Annotated in this window: 18 protein-coding genes and 1 tRNA gene; 6 read left to right on the forward strand and 13 right to left on the reverse strand. The window is 68.4% G+C overall.

The genetic code is table 11. The features are described from left to right. Positions 1-45: 45 nt before the first annotated feature. Both ABFX45_RS09015 and ABFX45_RS09020 read left to right on the forward strand, forming a co-directional pair. Positions 46-786 (forward strand): inositol monophosphatase family protein, encoded by a 741-nt coding sequence (locus ABFX45_RS09015; RefSeq protein ID WP_346128944.1) that lies wholly within the window; start codon positions 46-48, stop codon positions 784-786. Then, positions 783-1,460 (forward strand): SDR family NAD(P)-dependent oxidoreductase, encoded by a 678-nt coding sequence (locus ABFX45_RS09020; protein WP_346128946.1) that lies wholly within the window; start codon positions 783-785, stop codon positions 1,458-1,460. The genes ABFX45_RS09015 and ABFX45_RS09020 overlap by 4 nt, the downstream gene beginning before the upstream one ends. 191 nt (positions 1,461-1,651) lie before the next feature. On the opposite strand, the gene ABFX45_RS09025 is transcribed toward ABFX45_RS09020, so the two are convergent. The 11 genes from ABFX45_RS09025 to ABFX45_RS09075 all read right to left on the reverse strand — a co-directional run bounded on the left by ABFX45_RS09025 (position 1,652) and on the right by ABFX45_RS09075 (position 9,764). Then, positions 1,652-2,041, reverse strand: coding sequence for an NUDIX domain-containing protein (locus ABFX45_RS09025; RefSeq protein ID WP_346128948.1), 390 nt, complete (start codon positions 2,039-2,041; stop codon positions 1,652-1,654). A 384-nt stretch (positions 2,042-2,425) separates the two neighbouring features. Next, positions 2,426-2,502 (reverse strand) — tRNA-Leu (locus tag ABFX45_RS09030). Positions 2,503-2,621: 119 nt separating this feature from the next. Further along, on the reverse strand, positions 2,622-3,725 hold the full coding sequence (locus tag ABFX45_RS09035) for an ATP-grasp domain-containing protein (protein ID WP_346128950.1): 1,104 nt from the start codon (positions 3,723-3,725) through the stop codon (positions 2,622-2,624). Continuing rightward, entirely contained in the window at positions 3,722-3,844 is a 123-nt protein-coding gene (locus ABFX45_RS09040; protein ID WP_255353474.1) for a hypothetical protein, read from the reverse strand. Before ABFX45_RS09040 ends, ABFX45_RS09035 begins: the two co-directional genes overlap by 4 nt. A 201-nt stretch (positions 3,845-4,045) precedes the next feature. After that, positions 4,046-5,371, reverse strand: coding sequence for an NAD(P)/FAD-dependent oxidoreductase (locus ABFX45_RS09045; RefSeq protein ID WP_109632172.1), 1,326 nt, complete (start codon positions 5,369-5,371; stop codon positions 4,046-4,048). A gap of 142 nt (positions 5,372-5,513) precedes the next feature. After that, positions 5,514-5,969, reverse strand: coding sequence for a hypothetical protein (locus tag ABFX45_RS09050; protein WP_346128953.1), 456 nt, complete (start codon positions 5,967-5,969; stop codon positions 5,514-5,516). Beyond that, positions 5,969-7,198 (reverse strand): DUF58 domain-containing protein, encoded by a 1,230-nt coding sequence (locus tag ABFX45_RS09055; RefSeq protein ID WP_346128955.1) that lies wholly within the window; start codon positions 7,196-7,198, stop codon positions 5,969-5,971. The genes ABFX45_RS09050 and ABFX45_RS09055 overlap by 1 nt, the downstream gene beginning before the upstream one ends. Next, the gene (locus ABFX45_RS09060; protein ID WP_346128957.1) at positions 7,195-8,136 is read right to left on the reverse strand and encodes an AAA family ATPase; all 942 of its coding nucleotides are present in this window, start codon (positions 8,134-8,136) and stop codon (positions 7,195-7,197) included. The genes ABFX45_RS09055 and ABFX45_RS09060 overlap by 4 nt, the downstream gene beginning before the upstream one ends. After that, entirely contained in the window at positions 8,133-8,483 is a 351-nt protein-coding gene (locus tag ABFX45_RS09065) for a hypothetical protein (protein WP_346128959.1), read from the reverse strand. The genes ABFX45_RS09060 and ABFX45_RS09065 overlap by 4 nt, the downstream gene beginning before the upstream one ends. Next, a complete protein-coding gene (locus tag ABFX45_RS09070) occupies positions 8,480-9,082 on the reverse strand; it encodes a DUF4129 domain-containing protein (protein ID WP_109632162.1) in 603 nt (200 codons plus the stop codon). The genes ABFX45_RS09065 and ABFX45_RS09070 overlap by 4 nt, the downstream gene beginning before the upstream one ends. Positions 9,083-9,128: 46 nt before the next feature. Next, positions 9,129-9,764 carry a uracil-DNA glycosylase gene (locus ABFX45_RS09075; RefSeq protein ID WP_346129113.1) on the reverse strand — a complete coding sequence of 212 codons (636 nt, stop codon included), beginning with the start codon at positions 9,762-9,764 and terminating at the stop codon, positions 9,129-9,131. Between the two features lie 30 nt (positions 9,765-9,794). Here ABFX45_RS09075 and ABFX45_RS09080 point away from each other — a divergent pair, with 30 nt between their 5' ends. The 4 genes from ABFX45_RS09080 (at position 9,795) to ABFX45_RS09095 (ending at position 13,401) form a co-directional block, all read left to right on the forward strand. Continuing rightward, positions 9,795-11,252 (forward strand): S10 family peptidase, encoded by a 1,458-nt coding sequence (locus tag ABFX45_RS09080; protein WP_346128961.1) that lies wholly within the window; start codon positions 9,795-9,797, stop codon positions 11,250-11,252. A 115-nt stretch (positions 11,253-11,367) separates the two neighbouring features. Further along, complete coding sequence (locus ABFX45_RS09085; protein ID WP_109632158.1) at positions 11,368-12,333, forward strand: hypothetical protein; 966 nt, start codon at positions 11,368-11,370, stop codon at positions 12,331-12,333. An 88-nt stretch (positions 12,334-12,421) separates the two neighbouring features. Further along, complete coding sequence (locus ABFX45_RS09090; RefSeq protein ID WP_346128964.1) at positions 12,422-12,865, forward strand: GNAT family N-acetyltransferase; 444 nt, start codon at positions 12,422-12,424, stop codon at positions 12,863-12,865. Between the two features lie 8 nt (positions 12,866-12,873). Beyond that, entirely contained in the window at positions 12,874-13,401 is a 528-nt protein-coding gene (locus tag ABFX45_RS09095; protein WP_346129115.1) for a chloramphenicol phosphotransferase CPT family protein, read from the forward strand. Here ABFX45_RS09095 and ABFX45_RS09100 read toward each other — a convergent pair. Both ABFX45_RS09100 and ABFX45_RS09105 read right to left on the reverse strand, forming a co-directional pair. After that, positions 13,340-14,125: a DUF6338 family protein gene (locus tag ABFX45_RS09100; RefSeq protein ID WP_346128966.1), complete on the reverse strand. Its 786-nt coding sequence runs from the start codon at positions 14,123-14,125 to the stop codon at positions 13,340-13,342. The two genes, ABFX45_RS09095 and ABFX45_RS09100, sit on opposite strands and share 62 nt — an antisense overlap. Continuing rightward, on the reverse strand, positions 14,125-14,322 hold the full coding sequence (locus ABFX45_RS09105; protein WP_346128968.1) for a hypothetical protein: 198 nt from the start codon (positions 14,320-14,322) through the stop codon (positions 14,125-14,127). Before ABFX45_RS09105 ends, ABFX45_RS09100 begins: the two co-directional genes overlap by 1 nt. Positions 14,323-14,424: the final 102 nt, after the last annotated feature.

Raw genomic sequence — 14,424 nt, forward strand, 5'->3', positions numbered from 1 at the left:
CCCGGAGTCGTCCAGCCGTGTTCGCGACAGATGACAATGGACCCCGTGACTCCTGGGGATCTGCTCGCACTGGCCACGCAGTCGTGCGTGAACGCCGCCAAGCTGCTGCACGAGGTTCGGGTCGACGTGGCGGCGAAGGGCACGTTCGACCAGGTCAGTTCGGCTGATCTCGAAGTCGAGGCATTCCTGCGGCAGGCTCTCGTCGACGGCGCTCCCGGTTCGGCCGTCGTCGGCGAGGAGCTCGGCTCGGCTTCCGCGCGGATCACCTGGTACGTCGACCCGATCGACGGCACGCGGAACTTCGTGCGCGGCCTCCCGCTGTCATGCATCTCGGTGGCGGCGGCTGTCGACGGCTCGTTGGTCGCGGGCTGCGTGCTCGACCCGTTCCGCGACGAGCTGTTCACGGCGGCGGTGGGCGTGCCTTTCGAAGTCCGCTCGTCCGGCCTGACCATCACTCCGGGTGTGAGCCCACGACCACTCGTGCTGACCGACATCCCGTTGCCCGGCAGCCCCTACCGCGGCGAGATGGAGCTGCTGGCCGAACTGATGGCCGTCGCAGATGTGCGCCGCGTCTACGTGACCGCGCTGTCGCTCGCCTGGGTCGCCGCGGGCAGGGCGGACGCGGCGGCGAACCTCGGCATCCACCCGTGGGACGTGGCGGCGGGCTCAGTCCTCGTCCGCGCGGCGGGCGGGGAGTTCGTCGAGGTCGGGCGCGACGGCTTCGTGGCGGGCCGTGGTGAGGTCGTCTCGTGGCTCGCCGAGCGACTGGAGGGCATCGTCACGTGATCGATCTCAGCGGCAGGGTCGTCCTGGTCACCGGCGCCGGCGGCACGATCGGCGCGGGCATCGCGGCACGCTTCGAGGCCGCCGGCGCTCTGGTCGTTCGCCACCGCGGCCTTGTGGACGGCGACCTGCGCACATCGGCTGACCGCGTGGTCTCCAACGCCTTCGGTGTGCACGGCCGACTGGACGCAGTCGTCAACAACGCGGGCGTGCAGCCCGTGGAACCGTTGCCGGACATGACAACCGAGCAGTGGCAGTCCGTTGTGGACACCAACCTGACGGCCCCGTTCGCCGTCACCCAGGCCGCGGCGCGGCATCAGGTCAGCTCGATCACGCACATCGCGTCGATCGAGGGCACGCATCCGGCTGTTGGCCACGCCCACTACAGCGCCTCGAAGGCCGCGCTGATCATGCACGCGCGGGCGGCGGCGCTGGAGTACGGGCCGCGCGGCATCCGCGTGAACACGGTGTCGCCCGGACTGATCGCCCGACCCGGCATCTCCGAGCAGTGGCCGGAAGGCGTTGCCCGGTGGGAGGCCGCGGCGCCGTTGGGTCGGCTGGGCACGCCGGAGGACATCGGCAACGCGTGCGTCTTCCTGGCTTCCGACCTCGCGTCGTGGATCACGGGCCACGACCTCGTGGTGGACGGTGGCGTGACAGCCCGCCCGACCTGGTAGCCACTCGTCAGACGCTCGATGGTGTTGTCCTGGACCGAAACGGCAAGAACCACCACCCAGCCACAGCCGCGGCCGCCGGCCGGAGGAGTCCAGTTCGGCCAGTACTGCTCACCGGTGGGAGCGACCACCAGGACCTTGGACGGCCGCCCGGCCAAGTGCTACATGGGCAAGGACGGCAAGACCCGCTGGGGCTACCACCACGGAGGCTGACCGCGCCCGGTCGCCTCGGAGTCATGCCAACCGTGCAGCCCGAACGTGTGCCCAGCGGCATAGGCCGCAAGTCCGGCCGCTGGGTACGCGATCAGTCCGGCGGGCAGGCCATCGAGCCGGAACCACTGCACGCCCGAGCACTTCTCGGGCTCGCGGTTGACGGGTTCGCCGCTCCAGCGGCAAGCCTCGAAGAACAGGCCGAGACGCGGTTCCGGCCCGGACCCGTTGACGTGCAGCGTGTGGACGTGCCGGAGGTCACCGGGCTCGACGAGGACGCCAACCTCTTCCTCCGCTTCACGAACCGCGGCGTCGAGGACCGACTCGCCCGCGTCGAGCTTGCCTGACGGCAGGTGCCAGAGACCGTCGGGCATCGGGTTCGTGTCTCGGAGCCGGACAAGCCCACCGCCGGGTCAGCGTCAGTTCGGCATCCGGTTGAACCTGTGGACGATGCGGTCGAAGAAAACTCGTGATGAAGACCACACCTGCCGACACGCCGGAGTCCAACGAAACCCACCACACCGCCCAGAGGTGACGTGACACCTGGGCGCACACCTCAACAACGCAACTGACCTGCTGCTACGACGCCTGTTCAAGATCACTCAGCTCAGCGTCCACCTGAACGATGACCATGATCAACTTCTGATTACTCTCCGGCTTCCCTCAGCGCACCATCGGAGGTAGCGGGTACCGCCGAAAGGATCGCCGAAGCCTTGCCTGAGATCCACAAAACGCCTGTTCAGGCACCGCATGACAGATGGTGCCCCCGACGGGATTCGAACCCGTACTGTGATCCTTTTAAGGGACCTGCCTCTACCGATTGGGCTACGGGGGCGACGGGGAGCCTAGGCCTTGATCGTCGGCTTGTGTGAGCGGATGGTCTTTTCTCGCCCGCACGGCCCAGCGAATTGGACTAGAGCGACCAGCCCGGTAAGCATCGAACGGCCCCGAACATCAGCGTGCCCTCCCCGCTCCGAGCAGCTCCTTGAAGCGCAGGGCGACCCAGTCTTGCACGGCCGCGGAGACCGAGTTGTCGCCCGCGCGGTGCTCGAACCAGCGCCAGTCGCAGTTGACGTTGATCTCCAGGAACACGTGGTCGTTGCCTGTCACGAGCAGGTCGAACGCGGCCACCTGCACGCGCCAGTGCCGTGCGAGGGCCAGCAGGCGGTCGGACAGGGAGGACGAGATCGAGGTCGGCGTCACGCGGACGGCGTCGGGGTCGACCCACAGCTGGGCCGGGTCGAGCTTGTCCACCTGATAAGCCAGGCACCGCTCCCCCACCACGAACACGCGCAGCTCGGTGTCGGACGGGACGTACTCCTGGACGATCACCGGGGCGGGCTCGGGCGCGTCTGAGGCGCGCGACGTTTCGAGCGGGCGCGGGAACAGGCCGTGCTGCACGCCGGGGCGCGGTTCGAGGAGGTGGCGGCCTGCTGTCTTCACGATGCAACGGCCGCCGCCGGGGCGCGTACGGCCCGGACGCGTCGTCACGGCCGTGCGTGGCACGCGCAAGCCGAAAGAAGAGGCGTCGGAAAGCTGCGTCAGACGGTCCAGATGGGTCGAGAAGCGCGAAGGGTTCACGTGAGCCCAGTCGGAGCGTGAAGACAGCCAGTTGGCCACTGAGGCCCATTGATCGACGGCATAGGCGCCGGCCAGGGTTCCGGGCTCGACTGGCACGGCGGAGAGCTCGAAGTGGCGGCGCCACACCAGCAGTGGGCGCAGCAGCCAGCGGTCGAGCTCGATCAGGGGCTGGTCGGTGTACACCGACAGAGGCAGGTCGACGCAGCGGTCGGCGTCGATGCGGGCCATGCGGATGCCGCGTTCTGCCAGGGCGATGGAGAGCTCGTTCATCTCCATGTCGGCGGCGCGGGCGAGTACCAGCACGCAGGGCTGGGGGTTGCCGTCGCCCTCGTCGACCATGCCGAGGCGGTGCACCTGTTCCTGGAAGTCCAGGCATTTGGGCGGCGAGCGGAAGAGGTAGTCCTGGCCCTGCAGCAGCAACGGCCTGGCAGCCTCGGACGGGGCTCCCGGCACCCGCCCGTCAGCCGACCTGCTCAATCGTCCTTCTTGCTGCGGAAACTCTTCCCCGCCTGCGCGTACTCTGCGGCGTACTGCGCCAACGCGGGGTCCTCGATCTCGCCACGACGAAGCTGTGCGGCCAGCTCCTCGAGAGACATCGCGGATCACCTCTCTCCCCACACAGGCGAATCACGCATTCAGGTGATGCACCAGCGGTAGTCTCTGGTTCACGTAACGCAATGTCAAGGTGACCCCCGAAGCTTTACTCCGATTGGGCGCTTAAGTTCCGCCTCCGGACCAGCGAAGTGCCCCGAACGAGATAACGCTCGGGGCACCCCACCACTCACAGGGAGTAACGGTCAGCTTTGGACAGCGCGGTCGAAGTCCGACTTCGGGTCGTTGATCTGGCCGAGGGCGACGACCTCGCGACCGTAGAACAGCGCCTGCGTCCAGTCCATCAGCACGCGCAACTTGCGGTTCACCGTCGGCATGAACATCACGTGGTAGCTGCGGTGCATGAACCATGCGACGACGCCCTTGAAGCGCAGGCCGAACACGTCCGCGACGCCCTTGTAGAGGCCGAGGCCGGCGACCGAGCCGAGGTACTTGTGGAAGTAGTCCTTCGGCTTCTGGCCGCGCAGCGACGCGACGATGTTCTTGGCGAGCAGCTTCGACTGACGAATGGCGTGCTGCGCGTTGGGCACGCACGTCGCCGTCGGGTCCTCTTCGATGCGCGAGAGGTCCGGCACCGCGGAGCAGTCACCGGCGGCCCACACGCCGTCGAGGCCCTGGACCTGCATGGCGGCGGTGCAACGGACGCGGCCGCGCTCGTCGAGCGGCAGGTCGGTGTTGCGCAGCACCGGGTTCGCCTTCATGCCGGCGGTCCAGATGATGGTGTCGGAGTCGAACTCCGTGCCGTCGTCGAGGACGACGTGGCCACCCTCGAGCGACTTCACGCGGGTGTCGAGGTAGATCTTGATGCCGCGCTTCTCCAGCGCCTCGACGGTCCAGGCGCCGAGCTTCGCGGACACCTCGGGCATGATCCTGCCCGCGGCCTCGACGAGGACCCAGTTCATCTCCTCGGGCTTGACGCCCTCGTAGTACCGAAGCGCATACCGCGTCATGTCCTCGAGCTCGGCGAGCGTCTCGATGCCCGCGAAGCCGCCACCGATCACGACGAAGCTGAGCAGCTTCTTGCGCAGGTCCGCGTTGTTCGTGCTCGCTGCCTGGTCGAGGCGCGACAGCACGTGGTTGCGGACGTAGATCGCCTCGCCGATCGTCTTCATGCCGATGCCGACCTCGGCCAGGCCGGGGATCGGGAGCGTGCGGGAGATCGCACCCAGCGCGGAGACGAGAACGTCGTACTCGATCTCCTCGACGTGGCCGTCAGACAGCTCGGCGGTCACGATCTTGCGCGCGTGCTCGATCTTGGTGACGCGGCCCGTGACGACGTGGCAGCGCTTGAGCACCTTGCGCAGGGGGGCGACGACGTGGCGCGGCTCGATGGAGCCGGCCGCCGCCTCTGGCAGGAAGGGCTGGTAGGTCATGTGCGGCTGCGGGTCGATGACGGTGACAGATGCCTCACCGGAGCGCAGTTTCTTCTGCAGTCCGAGAGCCGTGTACATCCCGACGTACCCACCACCGACAATCACGATCCGCGTGGGTTGCGACTTCACAGCAGCCATACACATATGGTCGCACCGAGACCCCTTTTTTCGCGCGTCCAAGTGGCCCGTTGTGACTACCGTCGCCAGGTGATGCGCAACACCCAGCCGGGTGACCTGCGCTTCAGGCTGAACACGAGCCAAACTCGCTGAGAGGAGCGATTCAGATCCTCAGCGCCACGACCGCGATGACGACCGTCAGAGAGCCTAGTCCGAGCAGCTCGACGAGCCCGATGTGAGGCCCTGACGGGACGAACGCGGCGAACGCCGCGACAAGGAATGAGATCGCTTGGACAATGGCGAACCGGCGTGCCGGAGCTTTCAGCGCGGCGACCTCGATTCTCGTTTTCGCCAGAACGACCGCCGCGAGTGCGGACGTCACGTGAATCAGGTGCAGCGCGGGGATCATCAGCAACACACCGAGCCGCAACGGATGCCCGTCGCCGAACGCCATCGCGACCGCCGCGTAGCCGATCAGCAACGCCGGCCCGGCGCTTCCCGGCATCAGCGCCGAGACCGCGGTCAGCGCCGCGACGATGACCAGCGGCGCGATCGTCTCGGACTCCAGGTGCAGGATCAGCGCCACGGGCAACGCCGCGAGCACGATCGCCAGTCGCATCAACATTCCCGCGTCACCGCCACCCCGTGCTGGGTCATGCGCCGCAGCCGCAGCCGGTGCTCGGCGGCGATCATCTCGGCGGCCACCTCACCCCACGGCGTCTCCCGGTCGGGCTTCAGCGGCAGCGGCAGCGTGTTGATCGCCAGCACGAGGTGACCGTGTTTCCGGGTCTGCACGGCCAGTTCGGCGATCTCGTCGTCGAGGAACGGCGACAGCAGCACGACCACGCTTCCGTGCGGAAGCTTCCGCAACGCCACCCGTGACGCCCAACCGGCCGCCTGCACGCACACGACGAGCTGAGTGCGGATTCGCATGAGATGCCGCCGCCCCACCCCGGACCGGACGTTGAGCTGCGGCCGGCTCAGGTCCATCAGCGCCACCCTGTCGCCCTGCCTGAGGTAGCCCGCGGCCATCGACGCCGCCTGGCGCACCGCGCGGTCCAGGCTGCCGTCAGGACGTGCCGTGGCGCCGTAGTGCGGAGACGACCAGTCCGCCACGTCCGCGCCGACGTCCGTGCGCGTGTCGATGGCCAGCACGATCTCCGCGTCGGCCTCCGCGTGCCGCTCGCGGACGTGGACCGTGCCGGTGCGGGTGGTGACGCGCCAGTCGATGCGCTTGAGCCGGTCGCCCGGCTGGAACGCCCTGATGTCGCGCAGTTCCGTCGAGTCGCCCGCGCGCGGCGAGCGGTGGATGCCGACCAGACCGGCCGGCCTCGGCGGCAGCGGCCCGGACGGGTGGTGCTCGACCGGCGGCAGGATCGTGCGGACGTGCTCGGTGCCGACGATCGGGCCGTAGACGTGCATGCCGTCCGGTCCGGCGAACAGGTGGTCCAGCCGGAGATCGACCCCTGGGCCCCACGCGTCGCGCCGGATCTTCACCGGCAGGTCGGGTGAGTGCGCCGGAACGGCCCGGGGTCCACCCGGCACCTTGATCACCGCGATCTCCGCGTCCGCGCCGTCGACGTGCGCGACGGTGTGCACGACACCGGCGCCCGCTCCTCGCGGCACCGGGCGGACGCTGACCGTCGGCGTGCCCTCCGGTTTGTGCGTGAGCAGCACGGAGAGGACGAGCGGGACTCCGAACAGCACCAGCTCGACCTGGTGCAGGAACATCCCGGCCACGACGAGCCCTGCACCGAGCCAGACGGCACGCGAGTACGCGTCCGTGGGGTGCCAGTGCGCGCCGTGCGACTCGGCGAACGCCTCCCTGATCTTGTCGGCTCTGCTCATGAGCTGGGCGGGCCCGGCACCTTGCCGAGCAGCTCGGTGACGACCTGCACCCCGTTCACGCCGGACGTCCACGTCTCCGGCTTCATCACGAGCCGGTGCGCGAGAACGGCCACCGCGCACTCCTTGACGTCCTCCGGCGTCACGTAAACACGTCCGTCCAAAGTGGCCACGGCACGGGCGACGAGCACGAGAGCCTGGGCGCCTCGTGGCGATGCGCCGACCTCGACGGACGGGTGCTGCCGCGTCGCGACGGCCAGATCGACGCAGTACCGCAGGAGATCGTCGTCCACAGTGGTCTGTTCGAGCTCGGCCTGCAGCTCGGCGAGGCGTCCCTGCGCGAGGACCGGCGGCACCTCGGTCTCCTCCTGCTGCCGCGCGATCCGCCGGCGCAGGATTTCGACTTCCTCCTCGGCCGGCGGATAGCCGATGTCGAGCCGCACCAGGAACCTGTCGAGCTGCGCCTCCGGCAACGGGTAGGTGCCCTCGTACTCGACGGGGTTCGAGGTCGCCAGCACGTGGAACGGCTTCGGCAGCGGGAACGTGCGCCCCTCGACCGTGACCTGCCGCTCCTGCATGGCCTCCAGCAACGCGGACTGCGTCTTGGGCGGCGTCCGGTTGATCTCGTCGGCCAGCAGCAGCCCGGTGAACACGGGCCCGTGGTGGAACTCGAACTCGCGGCTGCCGGGGTCGTAGAGGAACGACCCTGTGACGTCCGCCGGCAGCAGGTCGGGCGTGCACTGCAGGCGGCGGAACTCCAGGCTGAGCGCCTGCGCGAGCGACCGCGCGATCAGCGTCTTGCCGAGCCCCGGCACGTCCTCCAGCAGCACGTGCCCGCCGGCCAGCACGGCCGCGAGCGCGAGCCGCACGGTGCGGGTGCGGCCGACGACGACCTTGCCGACCTCGTCGAGGACGGCCTTGGCCTCCACAGCGATTGTCACTCGACCCTCCTGAGCCTTTCAGCGAGTTCCACGGGGTCCGGCATCTCGGCCGCGTCGATCCCCAGTCGTTGCAGCCGGGCGCGGAACCGTTCCTGGTAGCGCCTCGGGTTCTCCGCCGCCTCCGCCAGCCTGCTCGCGAGCGTGCTGGCGTGCGCGGTGCTGATCGAGCCGGGCGGCGGCGGGTCAGAGCTCCACACGATGTCCGTGGCGCGCGGCAGCCTGCTGACCAGCACGGCGAACGCGGTCGGCGGCACGGCCAGCGCCGTCGCCCAGAACGGTTCGACGCCGAGCAGCCAGATGACGACGCCGATGACCACCCCGATGCCGAGCGCCAGCGCGGTTTTCATGCGAGTTCCCGGATGATGCGGCCCAGTTCCTGTTGCGCCGCTTCCGCTTGTTCGGCCGTCACTTCCTCACGTCCGAAGCGTGCTCGCTGGTAGAGGTTCCTGAGCACGGTGGCGTCGACGCCGAGCTTCTCGGTGAACTCGGTCGGAGTCTGGTGCGGCTTGCGCGGTTCGGCCTCTTCGAGCGCGAGCCAGGCGGCGATCACGGCGTCGCGCGGTGGCCGTTGCGGATGGCTCGTGAACTCCTGCAACGCCTTCTCGACGCGCTGGATCACCGGCGCCGACGTGCCGGCCTCGAAGTCCTCGACCTCCACGCCGCGCACGCCACGACGGCGGCGCCAGCGGGGCACCTCGATCGCGAGGATGATGCCGACCAGTCCGAACAGGACCAGCCCGGTGAGGACCAGGAGGTACACCGTGAACGGCACGACCACCACGTCCGGCAGCTCCTGCGGCAGCGGCACTTCCAGCGCCGGTGCGCGGTACTCCCCCGGTGGCCGGTCATCGAGTCGGTTGACGAGCGTGACCGGCGACGAACCGCCGGCCGCGACGACGACGATCAGCAACGCCGCCACCGCCACCCCGGCCCGCAACCACTTCATGCGGATCAGCCTTACACGGTTCGGCCCGGTTGAAATGATCCTTTGGTCAACTTGAGGGTCTGGCGCTGTCCGCTGCCCGCCTCAGCACGTCCTGCAGCATCTCCTGGGTCAACCTCCCGGTAAACGTGTTGTGCGGCGACACGTGGTAGCACCCGAACACCCGCAGCCCCGCGATCTCCACCTCCACCCCGTGCCCGAACTTCGGCCGCTCCGGCCCCAGCAGCGGCAGGAACGCCTGCCAGCCGAACGCGCCCAGCACGACCACCGACCGCAGCGACTTCATCAGCCCGAGCTCCTCGCGCAGGAACACCGAGCACCGGTCCCGTTCCTCGGCCGTCGGCTTGTTCGCGGGTGGTGCGCAGCGCACGGGTGAGGCCATCCGCACCCCGTAGAGCTCCATCCCGTCGTCGCGCGCCCAGGCGTCCGGCTGGGAGGCGAGCCCGGCCTCGTACAGCGCGCGGTAGAGGAAGTCGCCGGACGGGTCGCCCGTGAACAGGCGTCCTGTCCGGTTCGCCCCATGTGCGGCCGGCGCGAGGCCCACGATCAGCAGTGAGGCGTCGATCGGCCCGAAGCCCGGGACCGGCTTGCCCCAGTAGGTCTGGTCGCGGAACGCGGCACGTTTCACGGCGGCGACGGACTCGCGCCACGCGACCAGGCGCGGACACGCTCGGCAGGCGATTATTCGATCGTCGAGTTCCGTAGTGTTGCTCCTATGTCCGAGGAGAAGACCGAAGAGAAGCCCGTGTCTCCTGCTGATGACCTGGTCACCACCCAGCACAGCATCACCGTCAAGGGCCGCGAGCTGAACTACACCGCCACCGCCGGGCGTGTCGTGCTCAGGGAAGAAGTGCTCAAGGACGGTGTGTTCGAGGGCCACAAGCCCAAGGCAGAGGTGTTCCTCACCGCGTACACGCTCGACGGCGCCGACCCGCTGAAGAGGCCGGTGACGTTCGCGTTCAACGGCGGGCCCGGATCCGCGAGCCTCTGGCTGCACATGGGGCTCCTCGGCCCCCGCCGCGTGCTGAGCGGCGACGTCGGCAACCTGACCGCGCCGCCGTACGGGATCACGGACAACGAGGAGTCGCTGCTCGGCGAGAGCGACCTCGTGTTCATCGACCCGGTGTCGACCGGGTACTCCCGCGCCGCGGAGGGCGAGAAGCCCGCCAGCTACCACGGCTACCAGCCCGACATCGACTCCATCGCCGAGATCATCCGGCTGTGGACGTCGCGCAACGGCCGGTGGATGTCGCCGAAGTTCATCTGCGGCGAGTCGTACGGCACGCTGCGGGCGGCGGGCCTCGCCGAGCACCTGCAGAAGAAGCACGGCATGTACCTCAACGGGCTCATGCTGATCTCCTCGGTGCTGGACTTCGCGACGCTGGAGTTCAACGAGGGCCACGACCTCGGCTACACGCTCTTCCTGCCCACGTACGCGGCCATCGCGCACTACCACGGCCTGCACGGCGAGCGGCCGTTGAAGGAGGTGCTCGCGGAGGCCGAGGAGTTCGCCGTCCGCGACTACCCCTACGCCCTCGCCCGCGGCAACCGGCTCTCGGACGTGGAACGCACCGCGACGATCGAGAAGCTGGCGCGCCTGACCGGCCTGTCCGAGGACTACGTGGACGCGGTCGACCTGCGCATCGAACACATCCGGTTCTTCACCGAGCTGCTGCGCCGCGACCGCAAGACCGTCGGCCGCCTCGACGGCCGCTTCACCGGCTGGGACAAGGACTACGGCCGCGAGGAGATCTCCGCGGACCCGTCCATCGACGCGATCCTCGGCCCGTACTCGGCGACGCTGAACCACTACCTGCACGCCGAGCTGGGCTACTCCAACGACCTGCCGTACGAGATCCTCTCGCGCGCCATCGAACAGTGGTCGTACAAGGAGTTCGAGGGCCGCCACGTCACGACCGCGGGCAAGCTCTCGGCCGCGATGCGCGCCAACCCGCACCTGAAGGTCCACGTCGCGTTCGGCTGGTACGACGGCGCCACGCCGTACTTCGCGGCCGAGCACCTCCTCGCGCACCTGCAGATCCCGAAGGAGCTCACCGCGAACATCGAGTCGGCCTACTACCCGGCCGGCCACATGATGTACGTGCACGAGCCCTCGCGGATCCAGCAGTCCGAGGACCTCGCTGCCTTCGTGCGGAACTCGTCCAACATGTGATCCTCACTCCACCGAGTGCTGGATGGGGGGAGCTTTCATAAACCTCAGGTTCATGAAAGCTCCCCCCATCCAGCGCGCATCCGGAATTGTCAGGGGTGATGGGCACCATGTCCTCATGGATCGGGGAGCGTGGGATCGCGTCGAGAGCGAGCTGTGGAAGCACAGCCGCTTCGGCGTGATCAGAGCATCCGTCCTCGAGACCCTCGGAATCAGCCAGACAACGACGTATCGACAGTGCCAGCCGGGCGGGCGGTGGCGTCATCTCCTACCTGGCGTGGTGATGTTGGCCAGGTCACTGCCGACAACACGCCAACGCATCGAAGCGGCGCTCACGTTTGCGAAGCATCAAGCTGTCGTCACCGGATTCCAGGCTGCACGTCTGTACGGCCTTCGAACTGGCCCGGATCCCCAGTTCGTACACCTGCTCATCCCACACGAGAGCCGCGTGCTCAGCTCCGGCTTCACGGTCCTGGAACGCACCCGGTTCTTTCCTGTGGCGATGTATCGGGACGGCGTGCCGCTAGCTCCGCCGCCACGAGCGGTCTTGGACGGCGTTCGTCGAATCCGGGATCTCGATGCCGTTCGAGCTCTCCTGATCGAAGCGGTACAAAGCGGACAGACCGATGTAGACCAGCTTCGGGGCGAACTGGACACCGGAACGAAGCGAGGCACCGCATTGCCGCGACGTGTACTGGGTGAAATCGACCTGGGCGTGCGATCAGTCGCGGAGGCCGACGCGTTGGAGCTCTGGCACCGAGCAGGTTTGCCCACTCCACATCGGAATGTGGTCATCGTGGATGAGAACGGCAACTACGTAGGTATGCCGGACACATGGTGCGACGAAGTCGGACTCGCTTGGGAGATCGACAGCAGCGAGTTCCACTACAGCAAGGACGCTTACGCGAGGACCCTGGAGCGTAACTCCAGGTATGCCGCGGTCGGCATCAGTGTTGTGCAGACGCTGCCATCGCGCCTTCGCAAGAAGCCTGATGCCGTGGTCGCGGAACTGCGTGCGGCCTACGCCGCCGCGCAGGCACGGACGCGACCACCCGTCTGCATTCGGAAGGCGGGGTCGACGTGACAGGCCTCGTGCCCGTTGATGAGGGGAGCGTTCATAAACGTCAGGTTTATGAACGCTCCCCTCATCAACCTCATCTTGGGAGCAACACGTGATCAAGCGGATTGATCTGAGCGACGACGCGGTGCTGGACGAGGTCTTCACCGTGCAACGGCTCGGGTACGCGGTTGAGGCCGAGATCATCGGTTTCGACCGCATTCCCGGCCTGCTGGAGTCGCGCGACGACCTCAGGGCGACACAGCACGAGTTCCTCGGCTACTACGACGAGGAAGGCCTCGCGGGCGCCATCGCGTTCGTGCGCAGGGAGTCCGAACTGGACATCTGCCGGATGTTCGTGCACCCGCGGGCGCATCGGCGCGGCATCGCGTCGCAGCTGATCGACGCGGCGGGGCCGGCGGAACGCACGATCGTCAGCACCGGCACGAAGAACGAGCCCGCGCTGCGGCTCTACCGCAAGCACGGATTCGTCGAGATCGGCACGCGCGAGGTCGCCCCCGGTGTGTCGATCACCGAGCTGGTCAGGGAAAACCACTGATCATCTTCCTGAACGGGACGTCCAGTTCGGGGAAGTCGAGCATCGCCGAACAGCTGCTGCAGGTGCTGGACACCCCGTACTTCCACCTGAGCGTCGACGCCTTCGGTGCGCTGCGGGCGGTGGAGCGGACGCTGGAACTCGACGGGCTGGAGCTGGCCGAGGTCCTGCGCCGCACGCGGGCGGGGTTCCACCGCGCGGTGGCCGGGATGGCCCGGGCGGGCAACGACGTGGTGGTCGACCACGTGCTGAGCGAGCCGTGGCGCCTGCAGGACTGTCTGGAGGTGATGGAGGGCCTCGACGTCGTCTTCGTGGGCGTTCATTGCCCTCCAGACGAGCTGGAGAGGCGCGAGCGGGCCAGGGGTGACCGGACGCCGGGGCAGGCCGCCGCTCAGCTCCCTCACGTCCACCAGCACGGCCTCTACGACTTCGAGTGCGACACCAGCACCAGCAGCCCGCGCGAGTGCGCGCTCGCGATCAAGGAGTTCCTGGGGCGGGCGCCGGCTCGGCGGGCGTTCGACGTGTTGCGTCGTCGCTGACCTCGCTGGCCGGGCGCCGGGCGGAGTCGACGCGTTCGCCCGACTCGGCGTCCAGGTACTGCACGCGCATGAACTTGATGCGGGAACCGGGGATGACCACGCGTTCCCAGTCGCGGCCGATGACCGTGACCTTCTTCTCGTCGCCGCCGGTGACGGGTTCGCCGACGTAGGTCAGCTTCGTCCCCTCCAGGACGATCTCGCGGGTGTCCGGGTCGCCTGCCGCGTCGTACGAGCGCAGGAAGCCGAAGAACGAGGCGCCGTCCTCGAGCATCACGTGCACCCAGCACACCGTGCCCGGCGGGCGGTCCTCCCGGAACACCTTGACCCACGCCGACTGCTTGCCCAGCGACCGCGGCTGCTGCCGCCTGCGGGCCAGCACGGTGTCGAACGCCGCCGCCAGCGCACACGCCAGCACCAGCTCCGCGACCGCGCTGTACGCGACGAGCGCCACGTTCTGCTTCACGTAGTCGGGCTTGGCGACCAGCGCCGTCAGGTCGGCGAACAGCCTCCAGCCGAACCACTTCGCGGTGGCGGCGTGCACCCCGAGCAGGATCGCGGTCGAGGCCACGGTGAAGGCGAGACTGCTGAGCGCGACGCGCGAGGCCTCGCGGAAGACCGTCTCCTTGGGGCCCGCTCGCCGCTGTTCCCGCAGGAGCTCGAAGACGATGCCGGGTGCGACGAGGGCGAGGAACGAGGCGAGTGCCCCGATCGTCTGCGGCACCACTAGTCGATGCTGCCGGACACGGGAGGCGGCTGCAGACGCTCCGAGTCGTGGTACGCGGGCGGGTGGCCGAACGGCTGTCCGGGAGCCAGACGGGGGTCCACGTCCGCCTCGTCGTAGTCGTGATCGGCCTCCCACGGGATTTCGCGCGGGAAGCTCGGAGGAGGTGGAGGGATGAGACCGTCATCAGGCTCGGACATGCCTGCTCCCCAGGTAGATCGTCAGCGCCGGAACCAAGCTAGCACCGACTCGCTCACCGCGGCCGCGAACGGAAGAGGGGCCGTACCCGCGGGCACGACCCC

Source organism: Lentzea roselyniae (assembly GCF_039537795.1).
Classification (GTDB): domain Bacteria; phylum Actinomycetota; class Actinomycetes; order Mycobacteriales; family Pseudonocardiaceae; genus Lentzea; species Lentzea atacamensis.

Excerpts from the sequence above, each read along its gene's own strand:
- ABFX45_RS09085 (WP_109632158.1), top strand. The coding sequence starts at position 11,368 with ATGGATCGGGGAGCGTGGGATCGCGTCGAGAGCGAGCTGTGGAAGCAC.
- ABFX45_RS09025 (WP_346128948.1), bottom strand. The coding sequence starts at position 2,041 with ATGCCCGACGGTCTCTGGCACCTGCCGTCAGGCAAGCTCGACGCGGGC.
- ABFX45_RS09040 (WP_255353474.1), bottom strand. The coding sequence starts at position 3,844 with ATGTCTCTCGAGGAGCTGGCCGCACAGCTTCGTCGTGGCGAGATCGAG.
- ABFX45_RS09050 (WP_346128953.1), bottom strand. The coding sequence starts at position 5,969 with ATGCGACTGGCGATCGTGCTCGCGGCGTTGCCCGTGGCGCTGATCCTG.
- ABFX45_RS09070 (WP_109632162.1), bottom strand. The coding sequence starts at position 9,082 with ATGAAGTGGTTGCGGGCCGGGGTGGCGGTGGCGGCGTTGCTGATCGTC.
- ABFX45_RS09065 (WP_346128959.1), bottom strand. The coding sequence starts at position 8,483 with ATGAAAACCGCGCTGGCGCTCGGCATCGGGGTGGTCATCGGCGTCGTC.
- ABFX45_RS09105 (WP_346128968.1), bottom strand. The coding sequence starts at position 14,322 with ATGTCCGAGCCTGATGACGGTCTCATCCCTCCACCTCCTCCGAGCTTC.
- ABFX45_RS09080 (WP_346128961.1), top strand. The coding sequence starts at position 9,795 with ATGTCCGAGGAGAAGACCGAAGAGAAGCCCGTGTCTCCTGCTGATGAC.
- ABFX45_RS09045 (WP_109632172.1), bottom strand. The coding sequence starts at position 5,371 with ATGGCTGCTGTGAAGTCGCAACCCACGCGGATCGTGATTGTCGGTGGT.
- ABFX45_RS09055 (WP_346128955.1), bottom strand. The coding sequence starts at position 7,198 with ATGAGCAGAGCCGACAAGATCAGGGAGGCGTTCGCCGAGTCGCACGGC.